The sequence below is a fragment of the Bradyrhizobium sp. USDA3516 genome (assembly GCF_057651995.1).
On the sequence record NZ_JBYGYN010000003.1, the window covers coordinates 809,320 to 832,396 of the forward strand.

Here is a 23,077-nt window from a genome sequence, read left to right on the forward strand (position 1 = left end):
GCCGTCGCCGACCTACGTAAACATCCGTAATTTCGCGTGGTCCGGCTTGACGTCATATCTCGGCCATGGACCGGCAGATCGTTTTCAAATGCCCCCAGACGGGCCTGAACGTGCAGCATCGGCTTACCGAGGAGCCGAGCGATCGCACGCACGTGTCGGTGTCCTGTCCGGCCTGCACGCGGCTGCATCTGATCGAGCGGGCCAGCGGCAAGCTGGTGGGTGAGCGGCGCCGCTGACGCCCGCCGCGCGGCGCAAGCTCTTCGGAGCGAACCTGTTCTCCAATTGCGCGACTCATCAAGGACTTGTCATCAAAGACTTGCCGCGACCTGCCTGCGACGGCACGGCGTCCTGTTCGCGACGACCCGGCCATAGTGCGGGCGGCGGCCATCTGCTATCGATTGGAGGCATAGCCCGAGTGGAATTTACCCAATTGGACTTTCCGATGCGTCATTTGCCCCGCGCCCTTGTTCGAAACCTGTGTCCCGCAGCCGTCGCCGGCCTGCTCGCCCTCAGCCCCCATCCGGCCGGCGCCGCCGATGACGACGCGCCCAAGGGGCCGGCGGTCACGGTGCTGAAGGTCGCGAAATCCTGCTTCTCCGACGTCGTCGAAGCCACCGGCACGATCATCGCGCGGGAGGAAACCTCGGTGCGGCCCGAGCGGCCCGGCCTGAAGGTCACGGACGTGCTGGCCGAAGCGGGCGACACCACCACCGCCGGCCAGGTGCTGGCCCGGCTGGCGCTGCCCGAGGGCGGCACGCTTCAGGTCACCGCGCCCGTGGCGGGGGTGATCGCGACCTCGACCGCGCAGATCGGCAACTTCGCCTCGGCCAAGGGCGAGGCCCTGTTCACGATCGTGGCGCGCAGCGAGTACGATCTCGTCGGGCTCGTTGCCACCACCGATGTGCGCAAGCTCGCGGTCAACCAGCAGGCCACCGTGCGGATCCCAGGCGGCGGCGACATCAGCGGCAAGGTGCGCCGGATCGGCGCGACCGTCGAGCCGAACATCCAGCAGGGCATGGTCTATATCGGCATCTCCTCGCAGAAGCGGCTGCTGCTGAATGCGAGCGCGCGCGCGCTGATCAAAACCGGGCAGAGCTGCAACGTCGCGGTGCCGCTGACCGCCGTGCAATATTCGTCCGCCGGCACCGTCGTGCAGGTGATCCGCCGCAACCGCGTCGAGACCAAGCGTGTCGAGGTCGGCTTGATGTCGGGCGGCAATATCGAGGTCCGCGACGGCCTCAACGAGGGCGATGTCGTCGTCGCCCGCGCCGGCGCCTTGCTGCGCGAAGGCGATCCGGTACGCCCCGTGATGGCGAGCGCGGAAGCGACGAAGTAGGGATTGCTGAAGAAGGTTTGCTTACCCTCCCCTGGAGGGGGAGGGTCGCTTCGCATGCAGCGTAGCGAAATGCGAAGCGGGGTGGGGTGATCTCTCCGCACAGGCACCGCCCAAGAGGAGATCACCCCACCCCGCTCGCGCTTACGCGCGATCGACCCTCCCCCTCCAGGGGAGGGTCAGGAAAAACTAACCGCCGGCATCGCCGAAACGGACGTCCTCGAGCAAGGACGACGACACGGTCGGGACCTGGTCGCCTTCGCTGGCGCGGGAGATGGCGAGGCGGGTCTTGTTGAAGACGCTCTCGGCGCTGCCGGGCTTGCTGAGATTGTTGAGGAACTCGCTGACCAGCACGCTGTGCTCGCCCTTGACGTCGTCGACGACCTTGCCAGGGGACGCGGAGGTGAGGATCAGCGCATTGTCGGACGCGCTGATCGGCGCGAGGCCATGGCTGTAGGAGCGGAAGCGACGCTCGTAAGGATTGCGGCGGGAGGCGTCGACCACGACGAGCTTCGCCTTGGCGCCCTGCTCCTTCATCATCTCCAGCACGCCCTCGATCGACACGCCCTGGCGGCGGACGTCCTTTTCCTTCCAGATCACGGCATCGACCGGCAGCATGTAGCTCTCGCGGCCGGCCTGCACGCCGTAGCCGCCGAAGAACAGCATGACGACGCTGTCGCGCGTGATCCGGGACTTCAGGCGATTGACGGCGCGGACCATGTCGTCGCGGGTCGCGTCTTCCACCATGTCGACGTCAAAGCCGTTCTTGCGCAGCGACGAGGACAGCGCGCGGGCGTCGTTGATCGACTGCGTCAGCGGCGCGCTGGCGTCGGGATAATGTCCGTTGCCGATGACGAGCGCGAGGCGCGAGGTCTGGCCGATCGAACCGGTGATCTGGTCGGTCGAGACGGCCTTGGCGGCATCGATCGCACGCATGTTGAGAGCAGCATGGGCGCCGATCACCAGCGACACCGTGCCGATGAGGGCTGCGGCGAGGGCGATCGTACGTCTGGAAAGGTCGAGCTGCTTTACATTCATCTCGGTTCGATTCCTGTGCCAAAGACCATCCAAGCGCGCGCACACTGTTTGAGTAGCGCGATAGCGTCTTTAGGTTTGAGGGATTGGCCGGGGAAGTGCCCCCGAATTGCGCGCAATTTGCGGCGCCGCACCAAACAAACCCTTAACCGGATATAGGCCCTGGGGCAATAGATTGCCCAAAATTTGAGCTAAGCCACTGAATGTGTTAATTAATTCTCCCGAGCTTCGGCCCTGCTTTGCTGGCTTCCCCCGTGGTCTTCCGGGGATCGACCATGCAGGCCTTGGGCCGACTTTTCCGTGACGTTCATCACATTTGTATTTCCTGCGAATCCGGGTAGCCTTTTCAACGACTTGCAGGGGGTGGCGCGCAGATGCCGGCGTGCCTGATGTCCCCGACCAAGGCCCCCGCGACCAGGTATTTCATGAGCTTTCATTATTTTGCCGGCGCCGCCTGCCGGGCGCTGACGGCGCGGAAGGACGGCCCCTCGCTTTACGACGTCTGCGATCCCGTATTGTCTGGCGCGCCTGCCGGCGATCCGCATCTGGCCAAATTCTACAAAACTGCGCTCGGCAATCCCGCGCTGCGGATCCTGCTCCGCCGCGCCGGCCTGCCCGAACTGCGCGACCAGGGGACGCTGACGCGGCTGCGCGCGGCCCTCACCCAGGCCCGCGACGAGGCCGCGCCCGATTGGGCGGCGGTCGGGCAGCCGATCGCCGATCTCGTCGACGGCATCGCGCTCGACCATCCCAGGCCGCCGCCGGTGCCGTTCACCGCCGCCATGCCGCCGGCCGCGCAGATCGACGGCGTGATCCGCGATTGCGCGCAGCATCTGCTCGGCTCGTACCGCCGCAACGGCTTCCTGCCGACTTATGCCGCCTTCAACCTGATCGGCGATCCCGACGTCCGCGGCCGCGAGCTGATCATGGCGCTGACGGGCCTCAACGCGCGCGGCTACAAGAATTCCTCGCTGCTGTTCAATCTCGCCCGCGTCTTCATCGCGCGCTCGCCCGCGCGCGCCGTGGTCAATCCGCCCTGGAAAGGCATTGCCGAGCCGATGTGGGAGCCGGTGCAGATCCGCCACCGCTCGGCCTATTACGATGCATTCTTCATCGAGGCCCTGCTCAGCTTCGTCGAGACCGGGCTTGCCTCGCCGGCCGACAAGATCGCGGCGGAGCGCGCCATCGCCGACATGGTCGATTTCTGCGTCAACATCAGCCGCGAGGAGGTTGAGGGCATCGACGGCGCGCGCTTTGACGTCGTCACCGCACTGGCGCCGGCGCCGCATCCGCGCTTCTCCCGCTACTTCGCGCAGATCAAGCAGGACCTCGGCTTCGGCATCTACGTGCCGGATTGCGACACCACGGCCTGCTCGATCTCGGCGGCGACGCAGGCCGGCTGCCTTGATGCCATCATCGACCAGCCGCTCCTGGACTTCTATGCGGGCTATCAGGTGCGCGCCGGAATCAACGAACCGCGCGTGACCGTGCCGCTCAACGACAATATCGACTATGAGGGCGGGGTTGCGACCTGGATCGACAATCTTAAGGGCGAGCGCCCTTACGGCAACGATCTCGATCCGACGCTCAATCTCGACATTCTCGAGGTCAGCTTCCGCAACCTCGAGCGCTGGAAGGTCTTGGAGACGCCGTCGCGGCTCGCCACCGTGCATCGCATCATCGGTTTCCAGAAGCGCCTCGCGGCGAGCGGCGCCTTCGCCAATCCGCGCTCGCACATCTATTATCTGCCGGAGCTCTACAGCGCCTATTTCGGCCGCTGCTATGCCGCCTTCCTGGCGCTGCCGCTGGCGGCGCAGGCCGCGATCGATCCCGCCGGCGATTTCGATTTCATCCGCCACCGCGTGCTGTCCTACGTCAAGGCCGAGCTGATGGCAGCCGAAATGAACGTGTTCGACGCCGCGCTGGCGCTGATCGCGCTCGGCCATCTCGGCGCCGACCCGCGCGCCTTCGCGCCGGCGCTCAACGTGATCGTCGCCGGGCTCGGCGAAGGCGGCCGCCGCGGCCCGTTCCGCGCCTATGAATGGAACAAGATGAAGACGCCGACGCGGATTCTTGTCGGTGGTCCCGAGGTGACCTCGGCCTTCGTGCTGATGGGGCTGGCGGTGGCGAGGCGGCGAATGGTGAATGGCTAATCGGTCTCGTGCCCCGGACGCAGCGCGGCGCTACTTCAGCGGTGCGCTGCTGAGCCGGGGCCCATGTCACCGCAAGCTCGCCCGCGATCCTGGGTCCCGGCTCTGCGCAGCAGCGTTGCACGCTGCAGCGCGTCCGGGACACGAGAGAGGCGTCGCAAAATGACAGGAAGTTGAAAGCGCATCTGTTCGGCATGCGCTGGCCGTGCGGCCAAAAGCCGACCACAATTGCGCGGCTTATCGAGATTGTCATCACACCGGACCGGCATGTTGCGAAACGTCCTGATTGCGCTGTCCTTGTTCGCCATCCCTTCGCTGGCAGATGCCGCCGAGATCACCGGTACGGCAAAGGTCCGCGCCGGCGATGCCGTGGTGATCGGCACCGCGCGGATCCGGCTCGGCGGCATCGATGCGCCTGCAATCGACCAGCTCTGCCTCAACACCAAGACCGAGCGCTGGACCTGCGGCATCGCGGCCCGCGACGAGCTCGCCAGATATGCCGAGGGCAAGACTTGGGTCTGCCAGCCGAGATCGGTCGACCGGCGCGGCCGCACCGTGGCGCGCTGCGAGGTCGGCGGCGAGGACATCCAGAAATGGCTGGTGCGCAACGGCTGGGCGCTGGCCTACATCCGCATGTCGCGCGACTATGAGGCGGATGAAAAGGCCGCGCGCGAGGCAAAAGCCGGCATGTGGCAGGGTGCCTTCATCGCGCCGTGGGACTGGCGCGAACGCAACAAGAAGACGGCGATCCTCGGCGCGACCAAGCCGCCGGACGGCGCACATGCGGTGCTGCTTGCCTCGGCCTCGGGGCCGGTCGCGCCGTCGCCGGATTGCACCATCAAGGGCAACGTGAACAGCGCTGGCGAGTGCATCTATCACCAGCCGACCAGCCGCTGGTACACCCAGATCAAGATGAAGATCAGCAAGGGTACCCGCTGGTTCTGCTCGGTCGAAGAGGCCGAAGCGGCCGGATGCCGGGAGACCAAGAGATAAGAGCCCCAGACCTGCGTTTTGCGCGCTTTTCTTGGTCTCCAACGCCACGTAAAAGTGAGACTCAGCAACCCACCATCCTGTTCTCTGGCAATAAGGACCGACAGCAATGACCGTTCGCGCGGGCCGGGAGTTTCTGGCCATCCCCGGGCCCACCACGATGCCCGACGAGGTGCTGCGGGCGATGCACCGTCCGGCGATCGACATCTACTCCCAGGAGATGCTGGATCTCACCGAGAGCCTGCTCAGCGACCTCTCGAAGCTGTTCGCGACCAAGGGCAAGTCCTACATCTACATCGCCAACGGCCACGGCGCCTGGGAAGCGGCGCTGAGCAACGTGCTGTCGCGCGGCGACAAGGTGCTGGTGCTGGAGAGCGGGCGCTTCGCGATCGGCTGGGGCAACGCGGCGGCGCTGATGGGCGCCGAGGTCGAGGTGCTCAAGGGCGACTGGCGCCGCGCGGTGCGGCCGCACGAGGTCGAGGAACGCCTGCGCCGCGACAAGGAGCACAGCATCAAGGCCGTCGTCGTGGTCCAGGTCGACACCGCCTCCGGCGTGCAGAACGACATCGAGGCGATCGGCAAGGCGATCAAGGCCAGCGGCCATCCCGCGCTGTACATGGTCGATACCGTCGCCTCGCTCGGCTGCATGCCGTTCGAGATGGACAAATGGGGTATCGACGTCGCGATGTCCGGCTCGCAGAAGGGCCTGATGACGCCGCCCGGCCTCGGCTTCGTCGCCGCCAATGCGCGCGCGCTCGAGGTGCACAAGAAGGCCAACATGTCGACGCCCTATTGGAGCTGGAGCGAGCGCGAGGGCACCGAGAATTATCGCAAATATGCCGGCACCGCGCCGGTGCATCTGTTGTTCGCGTTGCGCAAAGCGATCGACATGCTGCACGAGGAAGGGCTCGAGAACGCCTTCCGCCGCCACAGCCTGCTCGGCGAAGCCGCCCGCCGCGCGGTTTCGGCCTGGTCGGAAGGCCAGGTGCTCGGCTTCAACGTGGCCGAAGCCAGCGAGCGTTCCAACACCGTGACCACGGTGACGATGAGCAACGGCCACGATCCGGCGGTGCTGCAACGCTATTGCAAGGACAAGTGCGGCGTCGTGCTCGGCACCGGCATCGGCGATCTCTCCGGCCAAGCCTTCCGCATCGCCCATATGGGCCATGTCAATGCGCCGATGCTGCTCGGCACGCTCGGGGTGATCGAGGTCGGGCTCAATGCGCTGAAGATCCCGCACGGCAAGGGCGGGCTGGAGGCGGCGGTCGCGTATCTCGGTGAAGAGGTGGCGGTGTAACTCACGCGCGCGCCGCGCGCTCTTCCTTCTCCCCTTGTGGGAGAAGGTGGCGCGAAGCGCCGGATGAGGGGTTCTCTCCGCGAATCTCATCGCGACAGTTCTACGCGCGGATAGAACCCCTCACCCGTCTCGCCGCTACGCGGCGAGCCACCCTCTCCCGCAAGGTGAGCGGGAAAGATCAGCGCTCTAGCCGATACGCTTCCACCTGTGCCTTCAGCTCATTCAGCGAGGCGAGCGGCGCCTCTGGGTCGACGCGATACTCTCCACTTTTCAGCCAACCCAGCACCTTCGCGTCCACCGCCGGCGAATGGTGGATGACGTCGCTGTAATTGTTCAGATCGTGCGTGATTGCCTTGATCGCGCGGAAATCGTGCAGGCGGACGTTGGGCAGTTGCGTCAGACGCTGCGCAATGTGCGCCGTGAGAGCGGTGACGATCCTCAGCGTTTCGGGCGAGGCATCGCGCATCGCGACGAATTGCAGGATCGAATAGAGCGGGAAGTAGATGTCGAAGGTCACGTCGGGGTGGCGCGCGATCAGACCGACGGCGTCCTGCTCGAAATGCCGGGCCATGGCCTCATAGACGTAGCCCTCGCCGAGGAAGCGGCTGCGTACGGGGCTGGTGATATAGGCAAAGGCGGCGAGCGTCCTCTTTGCGTTGTAGTCGCGCGCAACGTCGAAATCCCGCGGCAGGGCGTAGATGTCGTCGATGTCCGCCAGCGCGAACTTGACCGGGAGATAAGGCGACGCCCGCGTCAGCGGCTCCCGCAGCAGCGGGACGGACCGCAGCAGCGCGAACACCGATTCCTTCGCCATCGCCGCGCTGAACAGGTAGGAGGCAATGCCTTTCGTCGTGCGGCGGTAAAGGTCGACGGACAAATAAGGGTCGGTCTCGATATCGGCGGCATCGATAAAGATGAAGTCGTCCATTTCCCAGATCACGCGTCTTGCGCCGCGGTCGATCGCCTGCTCCAGCACGAAGGCCTGCTGGCGCGAATTGGAGCCGGTCATGGCCAGCTTGAGCGAGCGGACACGAAGCGCGCGGTCGATGTCACTCTGGCGGAAATGGATCGCGAGCGAGGTGCCCATGAACGCGGTGTCGAACGACTGGCTGCGGATCAGCCCGGCATTCTGCACGCGTGTGTCCTCCGAGTAGAAGGCCGGGACAAGCCGCGAGGGGCGGAACAGCTGCAGGGGATCGACGATGAAGGTGAGCGCTGCAGCGGCAAGCACGCAGGCCGCGCTCGCCAGCACAAGACGCCCGAGATTGGTGAACGCGCCCCGCATCAGAACCGGAAATAGATGAATTCGCTGTGGCTCTGGATGCCCAGGACGCCGAAGGCGAGCAGCAGCGAGGCCGCATAGAGCACCAAGGGCCGGGTGCGCCCTGCCCGCAGGGCCTCGCCGACCTTGCGGCCCGCGTGGTCGTATCCCAGCAGTGCTTGCGTGTTCGGCGCCAGCCACACCAGCGCCGCATAGAATGCCACCTGCACCAGGGCCGCGATCTCCTCGCGGCCGAGCACGATGTTAGCAGGATCCGCCATGGCGCGAAGGACGCGCAACGCCCATTCCACGCTCGCGGCACGGAAGAACACCCAGGCGACCACGACAGCGAGGAACGTCAGCACGGCGCCCGCGATGCGAGCCGGGCGTGCAATCAGCGGCGGACCGTTCGGCACCAAGGCATTGAAGGCATGATTGACGCAGAGATAGGCGCCATGCAGCGCGCCCCAAACGACAAAAGTCCAGGCCGCGCCGTGCCAGAGCCCGCCGAGCAGCATCGTGATCATCAGATTGACGTAGCGCAGCACGCGGCCGCGGCGGTTGCCGCCGAGCGGGATGTAGAGATAATCGCGCAGGAATTGCGACAGCGTCATGTGCCAGCGCCGCCAGAAATCGACGATGCTGGCCGCCTTGTAGGGCGAGTTGAAATTGATCGGCAGGAAGATGCCGAACATCAGCGAGATGCCGATCGCCATGTCGGAATAGCCGGAGAAGTCGAAATAGAGCTGGAACGTGTAGGCGAGGGCGCCGAGCCAGGCCTGGTCGAAGCTCGGCGAGCGTGCCTCGAAGGCGAGCGCGACCAGCGGCTGGATGCCGTCGGCAAGGCAGGTCTTCTTGAACAGGCCGATTGCGAAGATGATGATTCCGCACAACATGAGATGCCCGTCCGGGCGCTTGGTCTCCTCGTGCTCGAATTGCGGGATCATGTCCTTGTGATGGAGGATCGGCCCGGCGATCAGATGCGGGAAGTAAGTCACGAACAGCGCGTAATGCGGCAGCGCATAGGCCGCGACCTGGCCGCGATAGGCATCGACCAGGAACGCGATCTGGGTGAAGGTGTAGAAGGAGATGCCGACCGGCAGCAGGATGTGGACCGCCACATGCGTGCCGAGCAGCGCGTTGACGTTCTCGGCGACAAAGCCGGCATATTTGAAGATGCCGAGCATGAGGAGATCGCCGGCGAGGCCGAGCGCGAGCGCGGCCTTCCGTTGCGGCTGCGTGAGCTCCGCCACGATGAGAAGATGGCCGACGCCGTAGTTGAAGGCGATCGAGAGCAGCAGCAGGGCGACGAACTGCCAGCTGCCGATGGCGTAGAAGGTGATCGAAGCCAGCGCCAGCCAGACCACCGGAGCCAGATTGCTGCGCCGGCCGAGCCGGAAATAGCCGGCGAGCACAACCGGCAGGAACAGCAGGATGAAGGCATAGGAATTGAACAGCATCGGGCTGGACCGGCGGCAGGGATATTGCCCCTCAAAGCACACAAGGAGCCGATCAACAACCCGGCAGCATAGGCGGTCGTGCTGGCAATCCGCGGAATCGGGACGATATAAGGGAGCGCGCGCCGCATCTTCTCCCTCTCCCCGTTCTTACGGGGAGAGGGTTGGGGTGAGGGGCTCTCTCGACACGTGAGGTATTCGAGACCTGTACCCCCTCACCCGGATCGCAAGGGCGATCCGACCTCTCCGCGCAAGCGGGGAGAGGTGAAGAGGGAGCGCCGCGCGAATAAGAGATGATGAGGACCGAGTGACCCAAGCCAAGACGCCTTCGAAGCCCCCCGTCGCCCCGCGCCGGCCGCATTCCTTCACGCGGCACGGCATCGTCGTGACCGACGACTATGCCTGGCTGAAGGACGCGAACTGGCAGGAGGTGCTGCGCGATCCTTCCGTGCTCGATCCTGACATCCGCAAATATCTCGACGAGGAGAACGCCTACACCGAGAGCCTGCTCGGCCATACCGCAGGCTTGCAGAAGACGCTGGTGCGCGAGATGCGCGGGCGGATCAAGGAGGACGATTCCAGCGTGCCGTCGCCCGACGGGCCGTTCGCCTATTTCCGCAGGTTTCGCGAGGGCGGGCAGCACGAGCTGTTCGGCCGCATGCCGCGCGACGGCGGCGAGGGCCATATCGTGCTCGATGGCGACGCGCTCGCCAAGAACCACACATACTTCAAGTTCGGCGGCAGCCGCCACTCCTACGATCACAAGCTGCAGGCCTGGAGCGCCGACACCAAAGGCTCCGAATATTTCTCCATCCGCGTGCGCGACTGGGCGAGCGGCAAGGACCTCGACGATGTCGTCGAGGAGACCGACGGCGGCGTGGTCTGGGCCGCGGACTGCAAGAGCTTCTTCTATGTCAAGCTCGACGACAATCATCGGCCGATGCAGGTGTGGCGACACAAGCTCGGCACCAAGCAGGCCGACGACACGCTGGTCTATGAGGAGCAGGATGCCGGCTGGTTCACCCACCTGCACGAGAGCACCAGCGGCCGCTTCTGCGTCATCGCCGGCGGCGATCACGAGACAAGCGAGCAGCGGCTGATCGATCTCGCCAACCCCGAGGCGCCGCCGCGCCTGGTCGCTGCGCGCGAGGAGGGCGTGCAATATTCGCTCGCCGACCGCGGCGACGAGCTGTTCATCCTCACCAATGCCGACGACGCCATCGACTTCAAGATCGTCACCGCGCCGCTTCAGGCGCCCGAGCGCAAGAACTGGCGCGATTTGATCCCGTATCGGCCCGGCATCTACATCATCGACCTCGATCTCTATGCCGGCCATCTGGTGCGGCTCGAGCGCGCCAATGCGCTGCCGTCGGTCGTGATCCGCGATCTCGCCTCGAACGAGGAGCATGCCATCGCCTTCGACGAGGCCGCCTATTCGCTCGATACGATGGGCTCCTACGAATTCGAGACGACGAATTTGCGCTTTGCCTATTCGTCGATGACGACGCCGTCGGAAGTCTATGATTACGACATGGTCAAGCGCACGCGAATCTTGCGCAAGCGGCAGGAGATTCCGTCAGGTCATAACCCGGTCGACTACGTCACGACGCGCATCATGGCGAAATCGCATGACGGCGCCGAGGTGCCGGTCTCGATCCTCTATCGCCGCGGGCTGAAGCTCGACGGCGCGGCGCCGCTGTTGCTCTACGGCTACGGCTCCTACGGCATGGCCATGCCGGCGTCCTTCAGCGCCAACCGCCTGTCGCTGGTCGATCGCGGCTTCGTTTATGCCATCGCGCATATCCGCGGCGGCGCCGACAAGGGCTGGGGCTGGTATCTCGACGGCAAGCGCGAGAAGAAGACCAACAGCTTCGACGATTTCGCCGCGAGCGCGCGGGCACTGATCGACGCGAAATACACCAGCGCCAAGCGCATCATAGGCCATGGCGGATCGGCCGGCGGCATGCTGATGGGCGCGGTCGCCAACCGTGCCGGCGAATTGTTCGCCGGCATCGTCGCGGAGGTGCCGTTCGTCGACGTGCTCAACACCATGCTCGACGACACGCTGCCGCTGACGCCGCCGGAATGGCCGGAATGGGGCAACCCGATCGAGAGCGAGAAGGATTTCCGCACCATCCTGTCGTATTCGCCTTACGACAACGTCGCGGCAAAGGACTATCCGGCGATCCTGGCGATGGGTGGACTGACCGATCCACGCGTCACCTATTGGGAGCCCGCAAAGTGGATCGCACGCCTGCGCGCCACCATGCGTGGGGGCGGCCCGGTTCTGCTGCGCACCAATATGGGCGCCGGCCACGGCGGCGCGTCGGGCCGCTTCGACCGGCTCGACGAGGTCGCGATCGTGTACGCGTTCGCGCTGTGGGCGACGGGGATGGCGGAGGCGTAGCTACCTTCCGTTCTTCTTGCGCCATTCCGCGAAATCGGTGAGCGTCTGCGGATCGGTGGCGGGATAGAGACCGAAGATGCCGCGGCCGCGGCCTACTTCCTCGGTGACGAAATCCTCGAACGCGGTCATCTCGAAGGTTTCGTTGGCGATCTCGTCTGCCAAATGCGCGGGGATCACGATGACGCCGTCGGCATCGCCGAGGATGACGTCGCCGGGAAACACCGGCGCATCGCCGCAGCCGATCGGCACGTTGATCTCGATCGCCTGATGCAGCGTCAGGTTGGTCGGCGCCGAGGGGCGATGGTGGAAGGCAGGAAAGCCGAGCCTTGCGATCTCGGCGGAGTCGCGAAAGCCGCCGTCGGTGACGACGCCGGCGACGCCGCGCTTCATCAGCCGCGTCACCAGGATCGCGCCGGCCGAGGCCGCTCGCGCATCCTTGCGGCTGTCCATCACCAGCACGGCGCCCGGCGGGCAATCCTCGACCGCCTTGCGCTGCGGATGGGAGCGGTCCCTGAACACGTCGATGGTGTTGAGGTCCTCGCGCGCCGGCATGTAGCGCAGCGTGAAGGCTTCGCCGACCATGGTCGGCTGGTCCGGGCTCAAGGGGCGGACATCCTGGATCATCTGGATGCGCAGGCCGCGCTTGAACAAGGCGGTGGCGACGGTGGCGGTGGAGACGGATTTGAGTTTTGTGCGAGTGGCTTCGGACAGTTTTGACATTGGCGTTTTCTCTCTCGTTCGTCATTCCGGGGCGCGAAGCGAACCCGGAATCTCGAGGTTCCGGGTTCGATGCTTCGCATCGCTCCGGAACGACGGTCAATAAATCGAGGGCTCGCCGATCGGCGCGCCGAAATCGGTCTCGAGAAAGTCGAAATCGCAGCCGTCATTGGCCTGCTTGATGTGCTTGGTGAACATCCAGCCGTAGCCGCGCTCGAAACGGCGCTCGGGCTGTTTCCAGGCGGCGCGACGTTTTGCGAGCTCGGCCTCGCTCACATCGAGATTGATGGTGCGCGCGGCGACATCGAGCGTGATGCGGTCGCCGTTCTGCACCAGCGCTAGCGGGCCGCCGATATAGGATTCCGGCGAGACGTGCAGGATGCAGGCGCCGTAGCTGGTGCCGCTCATGCGCGCATCGGAGATGCGCACCATGTCGCGCACGCCCTGCTTCACGAGCTTGGTCGGGATCGGCAGCATGCCCCATTCCGGCATGCCCGGCCCGCCCTGCGGCCCGGCATTGCGCAAGATGAGAATGTGATCCTCGGTGACGTCGAGGTTGGGATCGTCGACCGCCTTCTTCATCGCGGGATAGTCGTCGAACACCAGCGCCGGCCCGATGTGCTTGAGAAAGCGCGGTGCGCAGGCGGAGGGCTTGATGACGCAGCCGTCGGGCGCGAGATTGCCCTTGAGCACGGCGAGCGCACCTTCCTCGTAGATGGGATTGTCGATGCCGCGGATCACGTCGGCATTGTGGACCTCGGCCCCCTCGATGTTCTCAGCCACCGTCTTGCCTGTGACCGTGATGCAGTCGAGATGCAGATGCGGCTTGATCTGGCCCATCAGCGCCGGCAGGCCGCCGGCGTAGAAGAAATCCTCCATCAGGTACGTATCGCCGCTCGGGCGGACGTTGGCGATGACGGGCACCTTGCGGCTCGCGGTCTCGAAATCGTCGAGGCCGATATCCTGGCCGGCGCGGCGGGCCTGCGCGATGAGATGGATGATGGCGTTGGTGGAGCAGCCCATCGCCATCGCGACCGCGATCGCGTTCTCGAACGCCTTGCGGGTCTGGATCACCTTCGGCGTCAGATCCTCCCACACCATCTCGACGATGCGGCGGCCGCATTCACTGGCCATGCGGATGTGGTTGGCGTCGGCGGCGGGGATCGAGGAAGCGCCGGGGAGCGTCATGCCGATCGCTTCCGCAATCGCGGTCATGGTCGAGGCGGTGCCCATGGTCATGCAGGTGCCGTAGCTGCGGGCGATGCCGGCCTCGATATCGAGCCAGTCCTTGTCGGAGATCTTTCCGGCGCGGCGCTCGTCCCAATATTTCCAGCCGTCGGAGCCGGAACCCAGCGTCTTGCCCTTCCAATTGCCGCGCAGCATCGGGCCTGCCGGCAGATAGATCGCCGGAATGTTCATCGAGGTTGCGCCCAAGAGCAGCGCCGGCGTGGTCTTGTCGCAGCCGCCCATCAGCACCACGCCGTCGACGGGATGGCTGCGCAAGAGCTCCTCGGCGTCCATCGCCAGCAGGTTGCGATAGAGCATGGTGGTAGGCTTGAGCAGCGATTCCGACAGCGACAGCGCCGGCAGCTCCAGCGGCAGGCCGCCGGCCATCAGGATGCCGCGCTTGACGTCCTCGACGCGCGACTTGAAGTGCATGTGGCAGGGCTGCGCGTCCGACCAGGTGTTGAGGATCGCAATGATCGGGCGGTCCTTCCACTCTTCCGGCGCGTAACCCATCTGCATGGCGCGGGAGCGATGGCCGAACGAGCGCAGATCGTCGGGTGCGAACCAGCGCGCGCTGCGGAGCTGGTCGGGTGTTTTCCTCTTGTTGGTCATCTCGTTCCTTGTCGATCCGGAGGCTTCGCCCTGCTCTTCTCACAGGCGATCCATCCCCGGCAAGGCGCCGGGCGGGCGGAGGGGCGGGCCTCTGCTATGCACTCAGGCGTGCACACCGCACAGTGCAGCGCAATAAAGCGGCAGCCCGGGCCCAAGGGGTTCCGAAGCGCTTGCCGGCCGTCGAGAATCCGCGCAACAATTTCGTGTTCATTGGTTTGATTTGCGGTCGCTGGGACACTCCCTCCGACCGTGGAGGATTTCAGACGTGGCCAACATCCTGATCGTGGATGACGATCCGGCCGTCCAGTTCACCATCCGGCTGCTGCTGGAACGGGCGGGTCATCACGTGACGGTCGCCGGGGATGGCCGCAAGGGGCTGGCGCTGTTCGAGGCCAGCCGGTTCGACCTGATGTTTCTCGACATCTTCATGCCCGGTATGGACGGACTGGAGACGATGCGTCACATTCGGGCGCTGGCCCCGGCCATTCCGATCGTCGTCATCTCCGGCCGTTCGATCACGCCGGATGCCTATGCGGAGCCGGACTTCCTGAAGATGGCGACCAAGCTCGGCGCGGTGGCCAGCCTGCAAAAGCCGTTCCGGCCCGATGCACTGCTTGCCGTGGTCGCAGATTGCCTGAAGGCCGACGCGCCGGAGGGGTCCGATGTCCGCTCCGGCCGCCGATGACAAGAACGCCTCCTCTGCTGCAAGCCAGAAATGGCGCAGCGATGCGGCAGGTCCGGCGAAACTCCCCATGCGAGCAGCAACGACGCTGGCCACGCGGCTGGCCATCGCGATGATCCTGCTGGTTGCGGTCACCGTGGCCGCAGTCGGATGGTTGGGCTATCGCAACACCACACAGGCCGTCATTCCGCGGGTGCTGGAGCGGGTCGAAGCCCAATCGCGCCTGCTCGCGAACAACCTTGAATCCTACGTTGCCGGCGTCCGCGGCGATCTGGTCGGCTATCGCGCCGCAGCGGCCATCAACGGCCTGATCCGCGCTCATAGCGCGGGCGGGATCGATCCTGCGGACGGTGTCTCGGAGCAGACCTGGCGCGCGCGCATCGCGGCGCGGCTCGCGGCCGAGATCGACGCCAAGCCCATCTACGGGCAGTTCAGGATCATCGGCGTCGACAACGACCAGCGCGAACTGGTCCACGTCGATCGTTCGGGTCCGAACGGAGCAGCGCGGATCGCCCCGGACGGCGAACTGGAGCGCAGGGGCGACCGCGCCTACTTCCAGGAAACCATACGGCTTGGGCCCGGGGAGATCTATGTGTCTTCCATCGAGCTCGCGACCCGTCAGGGCGGAACGACGGCGCGTCAGGCACCGACTTTACGCGTGGCGATGCCGCTGTTCACGACCGACGACAAGCCGTTCGGCATCATCGTGGCCAATATCGACATGCGCCCGGCACTCGACCGGGTCCGCGCGACGACGACCTCGGGCGGAGAGATCTACGTCGTGAATGCGCGCGGCGACTATCTCGTCCATCCCGACCGGACGCGGGAGTTCGGCTCATCGCGGGGCCATCCGGCCGATTGGCGCAAGGACCTTCCGTTCTTCTCAGCCCTGGCCGGCACGTCGGAGGTGGCCACGCGCGTCACGACCGACGAGTCGGGCCGGACGAGTGGCGCGACATTCGTGCCGGTACCGCTTGCGGGCAAGGAATGGGTCGCCATCGTCGTGACCGTTCCCCCGTCCGTGTTCGGCCGCGTGCCGGCGGCCATTCAAAAAACCTCCCTGCTGGTCGGCGTGCTGGCCGTTCTCGCCGCGGCTGCGCTCGCGGTGCTGCTGGCGCGCTCGCTGACCCGCCCGATCGGGCGTCTGACGGAGGCGGTGCAGGCCATCGGCAGCGGACGTCCCGCGGAGATCCCCGTCGATGCCAGCGGCGAGACCGGCGTGCTGGCACGGGCCTTTGCGCGGATGGTGGAGGAGATGCGCGCGAAAACGGCCGCGCTCGAACGCGAGATCGAGGAGCATCGCCGCACCGAGGCCGCGCGGAGCCATCACGCGGCGCGCGAGAACCTGTTCAGTGCCGCGGTGGAATCGTCCGACGACGCGATCGTCATGCAGACGCTCGATGCCATCATCACCGGCTGGAATCCGGCCGCCGAACGCCTTTACGGCTATACGGCGGAGGAGGCGATCGGCAAGCCGACGTCGATCATCGTCCCGCCCGACCGCCGCGAACAAGGCAAGGAGTACCTGCGACGGATCGCGCGGGGCGAGCCGATCGAACGCTTCGAGACGGTCCGCCTGCGTAAGGACGGCACGCCGGTCGAGATTTCGCTCGGCCTGTCGCCGATCAAGGGACCGTCGGGCGAGGTCATCGGCGCGTCGGGAAGCGCGCGTAGCCTCACCGATGCGCGGCGCGCCGAGCGGGCGCTGCAGCACCAGCTCGAGGAGCGGCGGCAGATCTTCGAGACCTCGCAGGACCTGATCATGATCATGGACGCGCACGGCCATGTCGCGCAGATCAGCCCGAGCAGCGAGGCCATTCTCGGCTATCGGCCGGACGAGATGATCGGCCGCAGCGGCGCCGACTTCATCCATCCCGGTCATCTGGAGCAGTCCCGCGCCGAGATGCGCGCGATGCGCCGCGGCGAGCGCGTCAAGCTGGCCGACACCCGCTGCTTCCACAAGAACGGGCACGAGGTCTGGCTGTCCTGGCTCGGCAGCTGGTCCTCGTCTGCCCAGCGCTTCTTCTTCGTCGGGCGCGACATGACCGAAGCGCGGCTCGCACAGGAATCGCTACGCGAGAGCGAGCGGCTCGCCCGCAACATCGTCGAAACCGCGCTCGACGCCTTCGTCCAGACCGACGAAACCGGAAGCATCCTGAACTGGAACTCGCAGGCCGAGCAGTTGTTCGGCTGGCGCCGCGAGGAGGTACTCGGCAAGAGCACGATCGACCTCATCGTCGCCGAGAGCGAACGTGACCGGGTCCGGGCCGGCCTGAAACGCTTCCTCGAAGACGAGGGTGGCCGGACGCTGAACCGCCGCCGCGAGCTGATGTGCTGCCGCCGCGACGGCAAGGAGTTCAAGGCCGAGCTGAGCGTCACCGCGCTGAAGCGCCGCGAGGGCCTGCTGTTCAACGTCTTCTACCGCGACCTCACCGACAAGATCGCCGCCGAGGAGCGCATCCGCCATGCCGAGAAGATGGAGGCCGTCGGCCAGCTCACCGGCGGCGTGGCGCATGACTTCAACAACATTCTCACCGTCATCACCGGGACGATCGAGATTCTCGCGGAGGCGGTCGCCAAGGAGCCGCAGCTCGCGGCGATCACGAAGATGATCGACGAGGCCGCCGCGCGCGGCGCCGACCTGACCCAGCACCTGCTCGCCTTCGCGCGCAAGCAGCCGCTCCAGCCGCGCGAGATCGATATCAACTCGCTGATCGTCGACACCGCGAAATTGTTGCGTCCGACGCTCGGCGAGCAGATCCAGATCGAATCGGTGTTCGAGGACGAGAATTGCGTGGCCATCGTCGATCCCAACCAGCTCACCACCGCGATCCTCAATCTCGCGCTCAACGCGCGCGACGCCATGCCCGGCGGCGGCAAGCTGATCGTTGAGACCGGCGCCGCCTATCTCGACGAGGTCTATGCCGGCGCCAACGACGTGCCGCCCGGGCACTACGTGCTGATCGCGGTGAGCGACACCGGCACCGGGATCCCTGCGAACATGCTGCCCCGGGTGTTCGATCCCTTCTTCACCTCGAAGGGACCCGGCAAGGGCACCGGGCTCGGGCTTTCGATGGTCTACGGCTTCATCAAGCAGTCCGCAGGCCACATCAAGATCTACAGCGAGGAGGGCCACGGCACCACGATCAAGATGTATCTGCCGCCCGGCAAGACGCCGGCGGCGGTCGGCGAGGGCGTGACGCCGGCGACGATCGAGGGCGGGCACGAGACGATCCTGGTGGTCGAGGACGACCGCCTGGTGCGCGACTACGTGCTGGCGCAGCTGCATTCGCTGGGTTACGTCACGTTGCAGGCCGCGGACGCCGCGGAAGCGCTCGCGATCGTCGCCGCCGGCAAGCCGTTCGACCTTCTATTCACCGACGTCATCATGCCCGGCAAGATGAACGGACGGCAGCTCGCGGACGAGATGATGAAGTCGAGCCCGGATCTCAAGGTGGTCTACACCTCAGGCTACACCGAGAATGCCATCATCCATCACGGCCGGCTGGATTCCGGCGTGATGTTGCTGGCCAAGCCCTATCGCAAATCGGATCTGGCGCGGATCATCCGCAAGGCGCTGAGCGGGTGATGTTTGCGAGTCATTCCGGACGCGCGTAGCGCGATCCGGAATGACGAAGAAATGTCCGCAATGCAATCGCTCTTACGACGCGCGCTGGGCCGCGGTCATCACGATGCGGATCAGGTCGGCGGCATTGCGGGCGCCGAGCTTCTTCATGATGTTTGCGCGGTGGTCCTCGATGGTGCGCGGACTGATGCCGAGCGTGCGGCCGGCCTCCTTGTTGGAGGCACCGGAGGCGAACTGCTCCAGCACCTCGCGCTCCCTGCGCGTCAGCGGCTCGCGGCCGGGGAAATGCAGCGAGCCGAATTTCGGCGACGCGTTCTCCGCCTGCCTGCGCGCATAGGCACCGATCGCCTCGTCGAGGCGGCCGACGATCTCGCTGCCGCGGAACGGCTTCTCGATGAAGTCGAGCGCGCCGCTCTTGATCGCGCCCACCGCCATCGCGATGTCGCCCTGCCCGGAGATCATGAAGATCGGAGCCGGATAGTCCTCGCCGTGCAGCTCCTTCAGGATGTCGAGACCCGACTTCCCGGGAATATTCACGTCGAGCAGGATTGCAGCCGGCGTGCGGTTTCGCGCCACGGAAAGCAGCGCTGCACCGTCCGCGAAACAGATCACCTCATAGCCCGCCGCCTTCAACACCATCGACAAGGTGTCGCGAACGGCAGGGTCGTCATCGACGACGAAGATTTCACCGCGAGAGCTTTGTTCGGCCATGTGCCACATCCGGTTGGCATGAAGGACTCGCGTCCGCGCCAATCGTTATGACGCTCGGCGCGGATTCGGCCCACCCGTATTTGTACGGGACATGGACTTAACGCACAAGTAGCGGCATGGCGCCTAATTGCGGTGGACGGAGAATATCCATGCTAAATTTAGCCGACACGCCGCCTCCCGTCGCAACGTCCGAAGTCGAGAGCCGTGAGCTGATTGCGGCGGACCTTCGTTTGCTGATCGCACAGATCGAGACCAGCATGCGCCGGATCGCCGCAGCCATGGATCAAGAACACGGCAGCGATCCGGATGGTTCCGCAAATGTCGTCTTGCTCGACGACGTCACGCCCCGCTACGCCAGCGCTTGCGCGGCCCTCAATGCCTGCCGGGCGGGCCTCGGCCACGCCCTGCAATGTCTATCGGAATCCGGCAACGCGGCCGGAAGCCGCGTCTGACCGCATGGCGGCTCCGCAAGCTCAGGCGCGGTGCCGTTCCACGATCGCGTCGGTGGCGACACCACCCCAGGTGTGAATCGCCGGCAGGCCCATCGCGGTCTTGCCGAGATTGGCGAGGCTGATGCGCAGCGCCGCGAGATCCAGCGGCTTCGGCAGGCTCTGGAGCTCGATCCCGACGGAACGGGCGAAGCTGCGGGCGGCACTGCGGCGCTTGCCGTCCATGCCGCTGATGACGATCACGGCGCCCGCAAACTTCGCGCTCGCCATCTCGCGCAGCACGTCGATGCCGTCGCCATCCTCCAGCACGAGATCGAGCGTCACGCAGTCGAAGCGCGCGGCGCGCAGCTTCTCGATTGCGTCCGCCACCGATGGCGCCACGGTGACCTCGTGGCCCGCCTGCTTGGCCGCGACCGTGATCAGGCGGCGCTGCGTGGCGTCGTCGTCGACCACCAGGAGCTGAAGCGCACGCCGTTCAGTGCCGTCGGGCAGATTTGACGAGATCGGGGAAAGAGAACTTCTGGGCATTGCCGTATCCTGGGATTGAGAGCATCAATGGATACACGGCGCGCGCTGAAGCCGCGTAAAGCTGCCACGAGCAATTGACTCGGAAACGTTCAGCAAATGTGAAGCAAAGGGCGGAACGCGCAGCGACGGCGGCGGCGAGATCACGCCGCGGCGTCGTGGCCGCCGGCCGCACCGCGCTTCTTCCGGTTCTTGCCGCGCAGGAACTGGATGTCCATTTCGGCGCCGTTGACACGGACCAGCTCGCAGCGACGATAGGCGAGACCCGTGGACGACAGCAGCAGGAAGAACTCTTTGAGGTTCAAGCCCTGGATCGAGCCCTCCACCGTGAGAATCGCGTCGGTGTCGGAGATCGCGTTGAGCTTGCAGTCGCGCCGCCAGGTGCCGTCGATGGCCATGATGCAGACATCATAGCCGCGGCTGAAGGTCACACGCTCCGCGCCCTTGCCATCCTCGGCCATGATTATCGTCCCGCCATCACCGCCATGCGCGGCGCCGCACCGGCGAGAACCGGCTTGGCCGCTGCCGCACGCGGATCGTTCGGCTTGTAGAGGCCGCGCCGCTCCGCAATCGGCCGGAACGTGTCGGTCAGTCCAACCACGGTCTCGGCGGCGCCGAGCACCAGGAAGCCGTCGGGCTCGATCTGGCGCGCCAGGCGGTTGAAGATGTTGATCTTGGTGTCCTGATCGAAATAGATCAGCACGTTGCGGCAGAAGATGACGTCGAAGGTGCCGAGCTGGGCGAAATCGTGCAGCAGGTTGAGCTGGCGGTGCTGGATCATCGCCCGCAGTTCGGGATTGATCTGCCAGGTCTCGCCGGTCTGCTTGAAGTATTTCACCAGCATCTGGATCGGCAGGCCGCGCTGCACCTCGAACTGGCTGTAGACGCCGGCCTTGGCCTTCTCCAGCACCTCTTGCGACAGATCGGTCGCGATGATCTCGACGCGCCAGCCGGTGAGGGCCGCGCCCATCTCCTTCAGGCACATCGCCAGCGAATAGGGCTCCTGCCCGGTCGAGCCGGCGGCGCACCAGATACGTACGCTCCGACGCGCCGCGCGCGCCTTGATGATCTCCGGCATGATGTGGTCGCGGAAATGATCGAACGGGACCTTGTCGCGGAAGAAGAAGGTCTCGTTGGTGGTCATGGCCTCGACCACGTCGGTGATCAGCTGGCGCGAACCGCCCTGCAGCTTCTGCACGAGCTCGGCGATCCCGGACAGCCCGGCCTTGCGGGCCAGCGGCAGCAGTCGGCTTTCGATCAGATATTGCTTGTCTGTGGACAGGTCGAGACCGGAATTGTCCTTCAGGAACTTACGCAGATACTCATACTCGGTCGGGGTCACGGATGGCCTCTCGAAAGCTGTACTGGAACACTCTGGCCCAAGCACTTTGGGCCGGACACACTCAGACCATGGCTTGTCCGACCGGGATCAAACCAACTTCAGCGAACTTGTCGGCGATGATGTCTTTGTCGAAGGGCTTCATGATGTACTCGTTGGCGCCGCCGCTGAGCGCCTGGGCGATATGAGCCACGTTGTTCTCGGTGGTGCAGAACACGACCTTGGGCTGGTCGCCACCGGGCAGGCGGCGCATGTGGCCCATGAACTCGAAGCCGTCCATGACCGGCATGTTCCAGTCGAGCAGCACCGCGTCGGGCAGCTGCCGCTGGCAGATCTCGAGCGCCTTCGAGCCATCCTCGGCCTCGGTGACCTCGAACTCCAGGCCTTCCAGGATCCGGCGCGCGATCTTGCGCACCACGCTGGAATCATCGACCACCAAACACGTCTTCATTTCGGTTCTCCGGCTTCGATGTTTCGTTGGCTCAGGCGGCCATTTGCGTCTTGGTTTCGAGCTCGAGGACGCGGTCGACGTCGAGGACGACCATGAGCTGGCCCTCGAGGCGGTGAACGCCGCCGGCGAGCTTGGCCATGCGGGGATCGAGGTTGACGGGGTTCTCTTCCTTGCCGGCCTCGGGCAGGCGCAGCACCTCGCCGATCTGGTCGATCAGCAGGCCATAGGATTCGCCGCGCAGGTCGACGCCGACCGCCATTGGCGTCTTGCCGTCCTCGTCCCTGGGCAGGCCGAGGCGCGAGCGCATGTCGACCACGGTGACGATGCGGCCGCGCAGATTGAGGACGCCCGCGATCTCGCGCGAGGACAGCGGCACGCGGGTGACGCGTTCGGGCATGAACACGTCCTGGACGCGCGAGATCGGCAGGCCGAACAGCTGGCCGCCGATCATGGCGGTGACGTACTCGACCATGGCGCCTTCGGCGGACTGGGTCTTCTTGCTGGTCATGTGTGTCTCCTGATCCCTGTCCTGCTCTTACGCCGCTGCCCGGCTCAGCTCGGAGGCGCCGGCGGCGCCCGCGGTCTGCTCCTTCAGCGCCGCGATCAGACCGGGACGGTCGAACTTGGCGACGTAATCGTGGAAGCCGGCCTGACGGCCGCGCTCAATCGCCGCCGGCGACACCAGCGCCGAGAGGCCGATGATCGGCGTCGAAGCGAGGTTGTTGTCGGAGCGGATGACTTCCGCGAACTCGAACCCGTTCATGTCGGGCATCTCGATGTCGGTCAGGATCACGTCGAAGCTTTGGGCGCGCAGTGCCGCCAGGCCCTCCTGCGCGGTCGGCGCGGTG

21 protein-coding genes are annotated in these 23,077 nt (G+C 65.6%); 9 read left to right on the forward strand and 12 right to left on the reverse strand.

Features of this window, described 5'->3' with window-relative positions; translation table 11 throughout:
* Positions 1–65: 65 nt before the first annotated feature.
* Both AC24YW_RS14030 and AC24YW_RS14035 read left to right on the forward strand, forming a co-directional pair.
* Entirely contained in the window at positions 66–236 is a 171-nt protein-coding gene (locus tag AC24YW_RS14030) for a hypothetical protein (protein ID WP_487483272.1), read from the forward strand.
* Positions 237–442: 206 nt separating this feature from the next.
* On the forward strand, positions 443–1,336 hold the full coding sequence (locus tag AC24YW_RS14035) for an efflux RND transporter periplasmic adaptor subunit (protein ID WP_487483273.1): 894 nt from the start codon (positions 443–445) through the stop codon (positions 1,334–1,336).
* Between the two features lie 186 nt (positions 1,337–1,522).
* Here AC24YW_RS14035 and AC24YW_RS14040 read toward each other — a convergent pair whose 3' ends face one another.
* Positions 1,523–2,371: a caspase family protein gene (locus tag AC24YW_RS14040; protein WP_487483274.1), complete on the reverse strand. Its 849-nt coding sequence runs from the start codon at positions 2,369–2,371 to the stop codon at positions 1,523–1,525.
* 422 nt (positions 2,372–2,793) lie between these two features.
* On the opposite strand from AC24YW_RS14040, the gene AC24YW_RS14045 reads away from it, so the two are divergent.
* The 3 genes from AC24YW_RS14045 (at position 2,794) to AC24YW_RS14055 (ending at position 6,805) form a co-directional block, all read left to right on the forward strand.
* Positions 2,794–4,521, forward strand: coding sequence for a hypothetical protein (locus AC24YW_RS14045; protein ID WP_487483317.1), 1,728 nt, complete (start codon positions 2,794–2,796; stop codon positions 4,519–4,521).
* A gap of 264 nt (positions 4,522–4,785) precedes the next feature.
* Positions 4,786–5,511, forward strand: a complete 726-nt coding sequence (locus tag AC24YW_RS14050) for a thermonuclease family protein (RefSeq protein WP_487483275.1) — start codon at positions 4,786–4,788, stop codon at positions 5,509–5,511.
* Positions 5,512–5,617: 106 nt separating this feature from the next.
* A complete protein-coding gene (locus AC24YW_RS14055; RefSeq protein ID WP_487483276.1) occupies positions 5,618–6,805 on the forward strand; it encodes a pyridoxal-phosphate-dependent aminotransferase family protein in 1,188 nt (395 codons plus the stop codon).
* A 178-nt stretch (positions 6,806–6,983) separates the two neighbouring features.
* On the opposite strand, the gene AC24YW_RS14060 is transcribed toward AC24YW_RS14055, so the two are convergent.
* Both AC24YW_RS14060 and AC24YW_RS14065 read right to left on the reverse strand, forming a co-directional pair.
* Positions 6,984–8,090: a hypothetical protein gene (locus AC24YW_RS14060; protein ID WP_487483277.1), complete on the reverse strand. Its 1,107-nt coding sequence runs from the start codon at positions 8,088–8,090 to the stop codon at positions 6,984–6,986.
* On the reverse strand, positions 8,090–9,526 hold the full coding sequence (locus AC24YW_RS14065) for an MBOAT family O-acyltransferase (protein ID WP_487483278.1): 1,437 nt from the start codon (positions 9,524–9,526) through the stop codon (positions 8,090–8,092). The genes AC24YW_RS14060 and AC24YW_RS14065 overlap by 1 nt, the downstream gene beginning before the upstream one ends.
* Positions 9,527–9,830: 304 nt before the next feature.
* Here AC24YW_RS14065 and AC24YW_RS14070 point away from each other — a divergent pair, with 304 nt between their 5' ends.
* Positions 9,831–11,930, forward strand: a complete 2,100-nt coding sequence (locus AC24YW_RS14070; protein WP_487483279.1) for a S9 family peptidase — start codon at positions 9,831–9,833, stop codon at positions 11,928–11,930.
* Here the strand turns inward: AC24YW_RS14070 and AC24YW_RS14075 are convergent, their stop codons facing one another.
* Positions 11,931–12,650, reverse strand: a complete 720-nt coding sequence (locus tag AC24YW_RS14075) for a ribonuclease activity regulator RraA (protein ID WP_487483280.1) — start codon at positions 12,648–12,650, stop codon at positions 11,931–11,933.
* Between the two features lie 96 nt (positions 12,651–12,746).
* Complete coding sequence (araD, locus tag AC24YW_RS14080) at positions 12,747–14,486, reverse strand: L-arabinonate dehydratase (RefSeq protein ID WP_487483281.1); 1,740 nt, start codon at positions 14,484–14,486, stop codon at positions 12,747–12,749.
* 265 nt (positions 14,487–14,751) lie between these two features.
* Between araD and AC24YW_RS14085 the strand changes: the two genes are divergently transcribed.
* Both AC24YW_RS14085 and AC24YW_RS14090 read left to right on the forward strand, forming a co-directional pair.
* The gene (locus tag AC24YW_RS14085) at positions 14,752–15,171 is read left to right on the forward strand and encodes a response regulator (RefSeq protein ID WP_487483282.1); all 420 of its coding nucleotides are present in this window, start codon (positions 14,752–14,754) and stop codon (positions 15,169–15,171) included.
* Entirely contained in the window at positions 15,149–18,757 is a 3,609-nt protein-coding gene (locus AC24YW_RS14090; protein ID WP_487483283.1) for a PAS domain S-box protein, read from the forward strand. The genes AC24YW_RS14085 and AC24YW_RS14090 overlap by 23 nt, the downstream gene beginning before the upstream one ends.
* A 72-nt stretch (positions 18,758–18,829) precedes the next feature.
* Here the strand turns inward: AC24YW_RS14090 and AC24YW_RS14095 are convergent, their stop codons facing one another.
* Complete coding sequence (locus AC24YW_RS14095) at positions 18,830–19,465, reverse strand: response regulator transcription factor (RefSeq protein WP_026202588.1); 636 nt, start codon at positions 19,463–19,465, stop codon at positions 18,830–18,832.
* A gap of 149 nt (positions 19,466–19,614) precedes the next feature.
* Between AC24YW_RS14095 and AC24YW_RS14100 the strand changes: the two genes are divergently transcribed.
* Entirely contained in the window at positions 19,615–19,917 is a 303-nt protein-coding gene (locus AC24YW_RS14100; RefSeq protein ID WP_487483284.1) for a hypothetical protein, read from the forward strand.
* 21 nt (positions 19,918–19,938) lie between these two features.
* Here the strand turns inward: AC24YW_RS14100 and AC24YW_RS14105 are convergent, their stop codons facing one another.
* From AC24YW_RS14105 to AC24YW_RS14130, 6 genes are all read right to left on the reverse strand, one after another.
* On the reverse strand, positions 19,939–20,442 hold the full coding sequence (locus tag AC24YW_RS14105) for a response regulator (RefSeq protein ID WP_487483285.1): 504 nt from the start codon (positions 20,440–20,442) through the stop codon (positions 19,939–19,941).
* 140 nt (positions 20,443–20,582) lie between these two features.
* Entirely contained in the window at positions 20,583–20,900 is a 318-nt protein-coding gene (locus AC24YW_RS14110; RefSeq protein ID WP_011083221.1) for a hypothetical protein, read from the reverse strand.
* Between the two features lie 2 nt (positions 20,901–20,902).
* Positions 20,903–21,781, reverse strand: coding sequence for a CheR family methyltransferase (locus AC24YW_RS14115; protein ID WP_487483286.1), 879 nt, complete (start codon positions 21,779–21,781; stop codon positions 20,903–20,905).
* Positions 21,782–21,842: 61 nt separating this feature from the next.
* The gene (locus AC24YW_RS14120; protein WP_018321619.1) at positions 21,843–22,229 is read right to left on the reverse strand and encodes a response regulator; all 387 of its coding nucleotides are present in this window, start codon (positions 22,227–22,229) and stop codon (positions 21,843–21,845) included.
* A gap of 31 nt (positions 22,230–22,260) precedes the next feature.
* A complete protein-coding gene (locus AC24YW_RS14125) occupies positions 22,261–22,737 on the reverse strand; it encodes a chemotaxis protein CheW (RefSeq protein WP_487483287.1) in 477 nt (158 codons plus the stop codon).
* Between the two features lie 27 nt (positions 22,738–22,764).
* The coding region (locus AC24YW_RS14130) for a response regulator (protein ID WP_487483288.1) at positions 22,765–23,077 on the reverse strand (313 nt) is incomplete at its 5' end.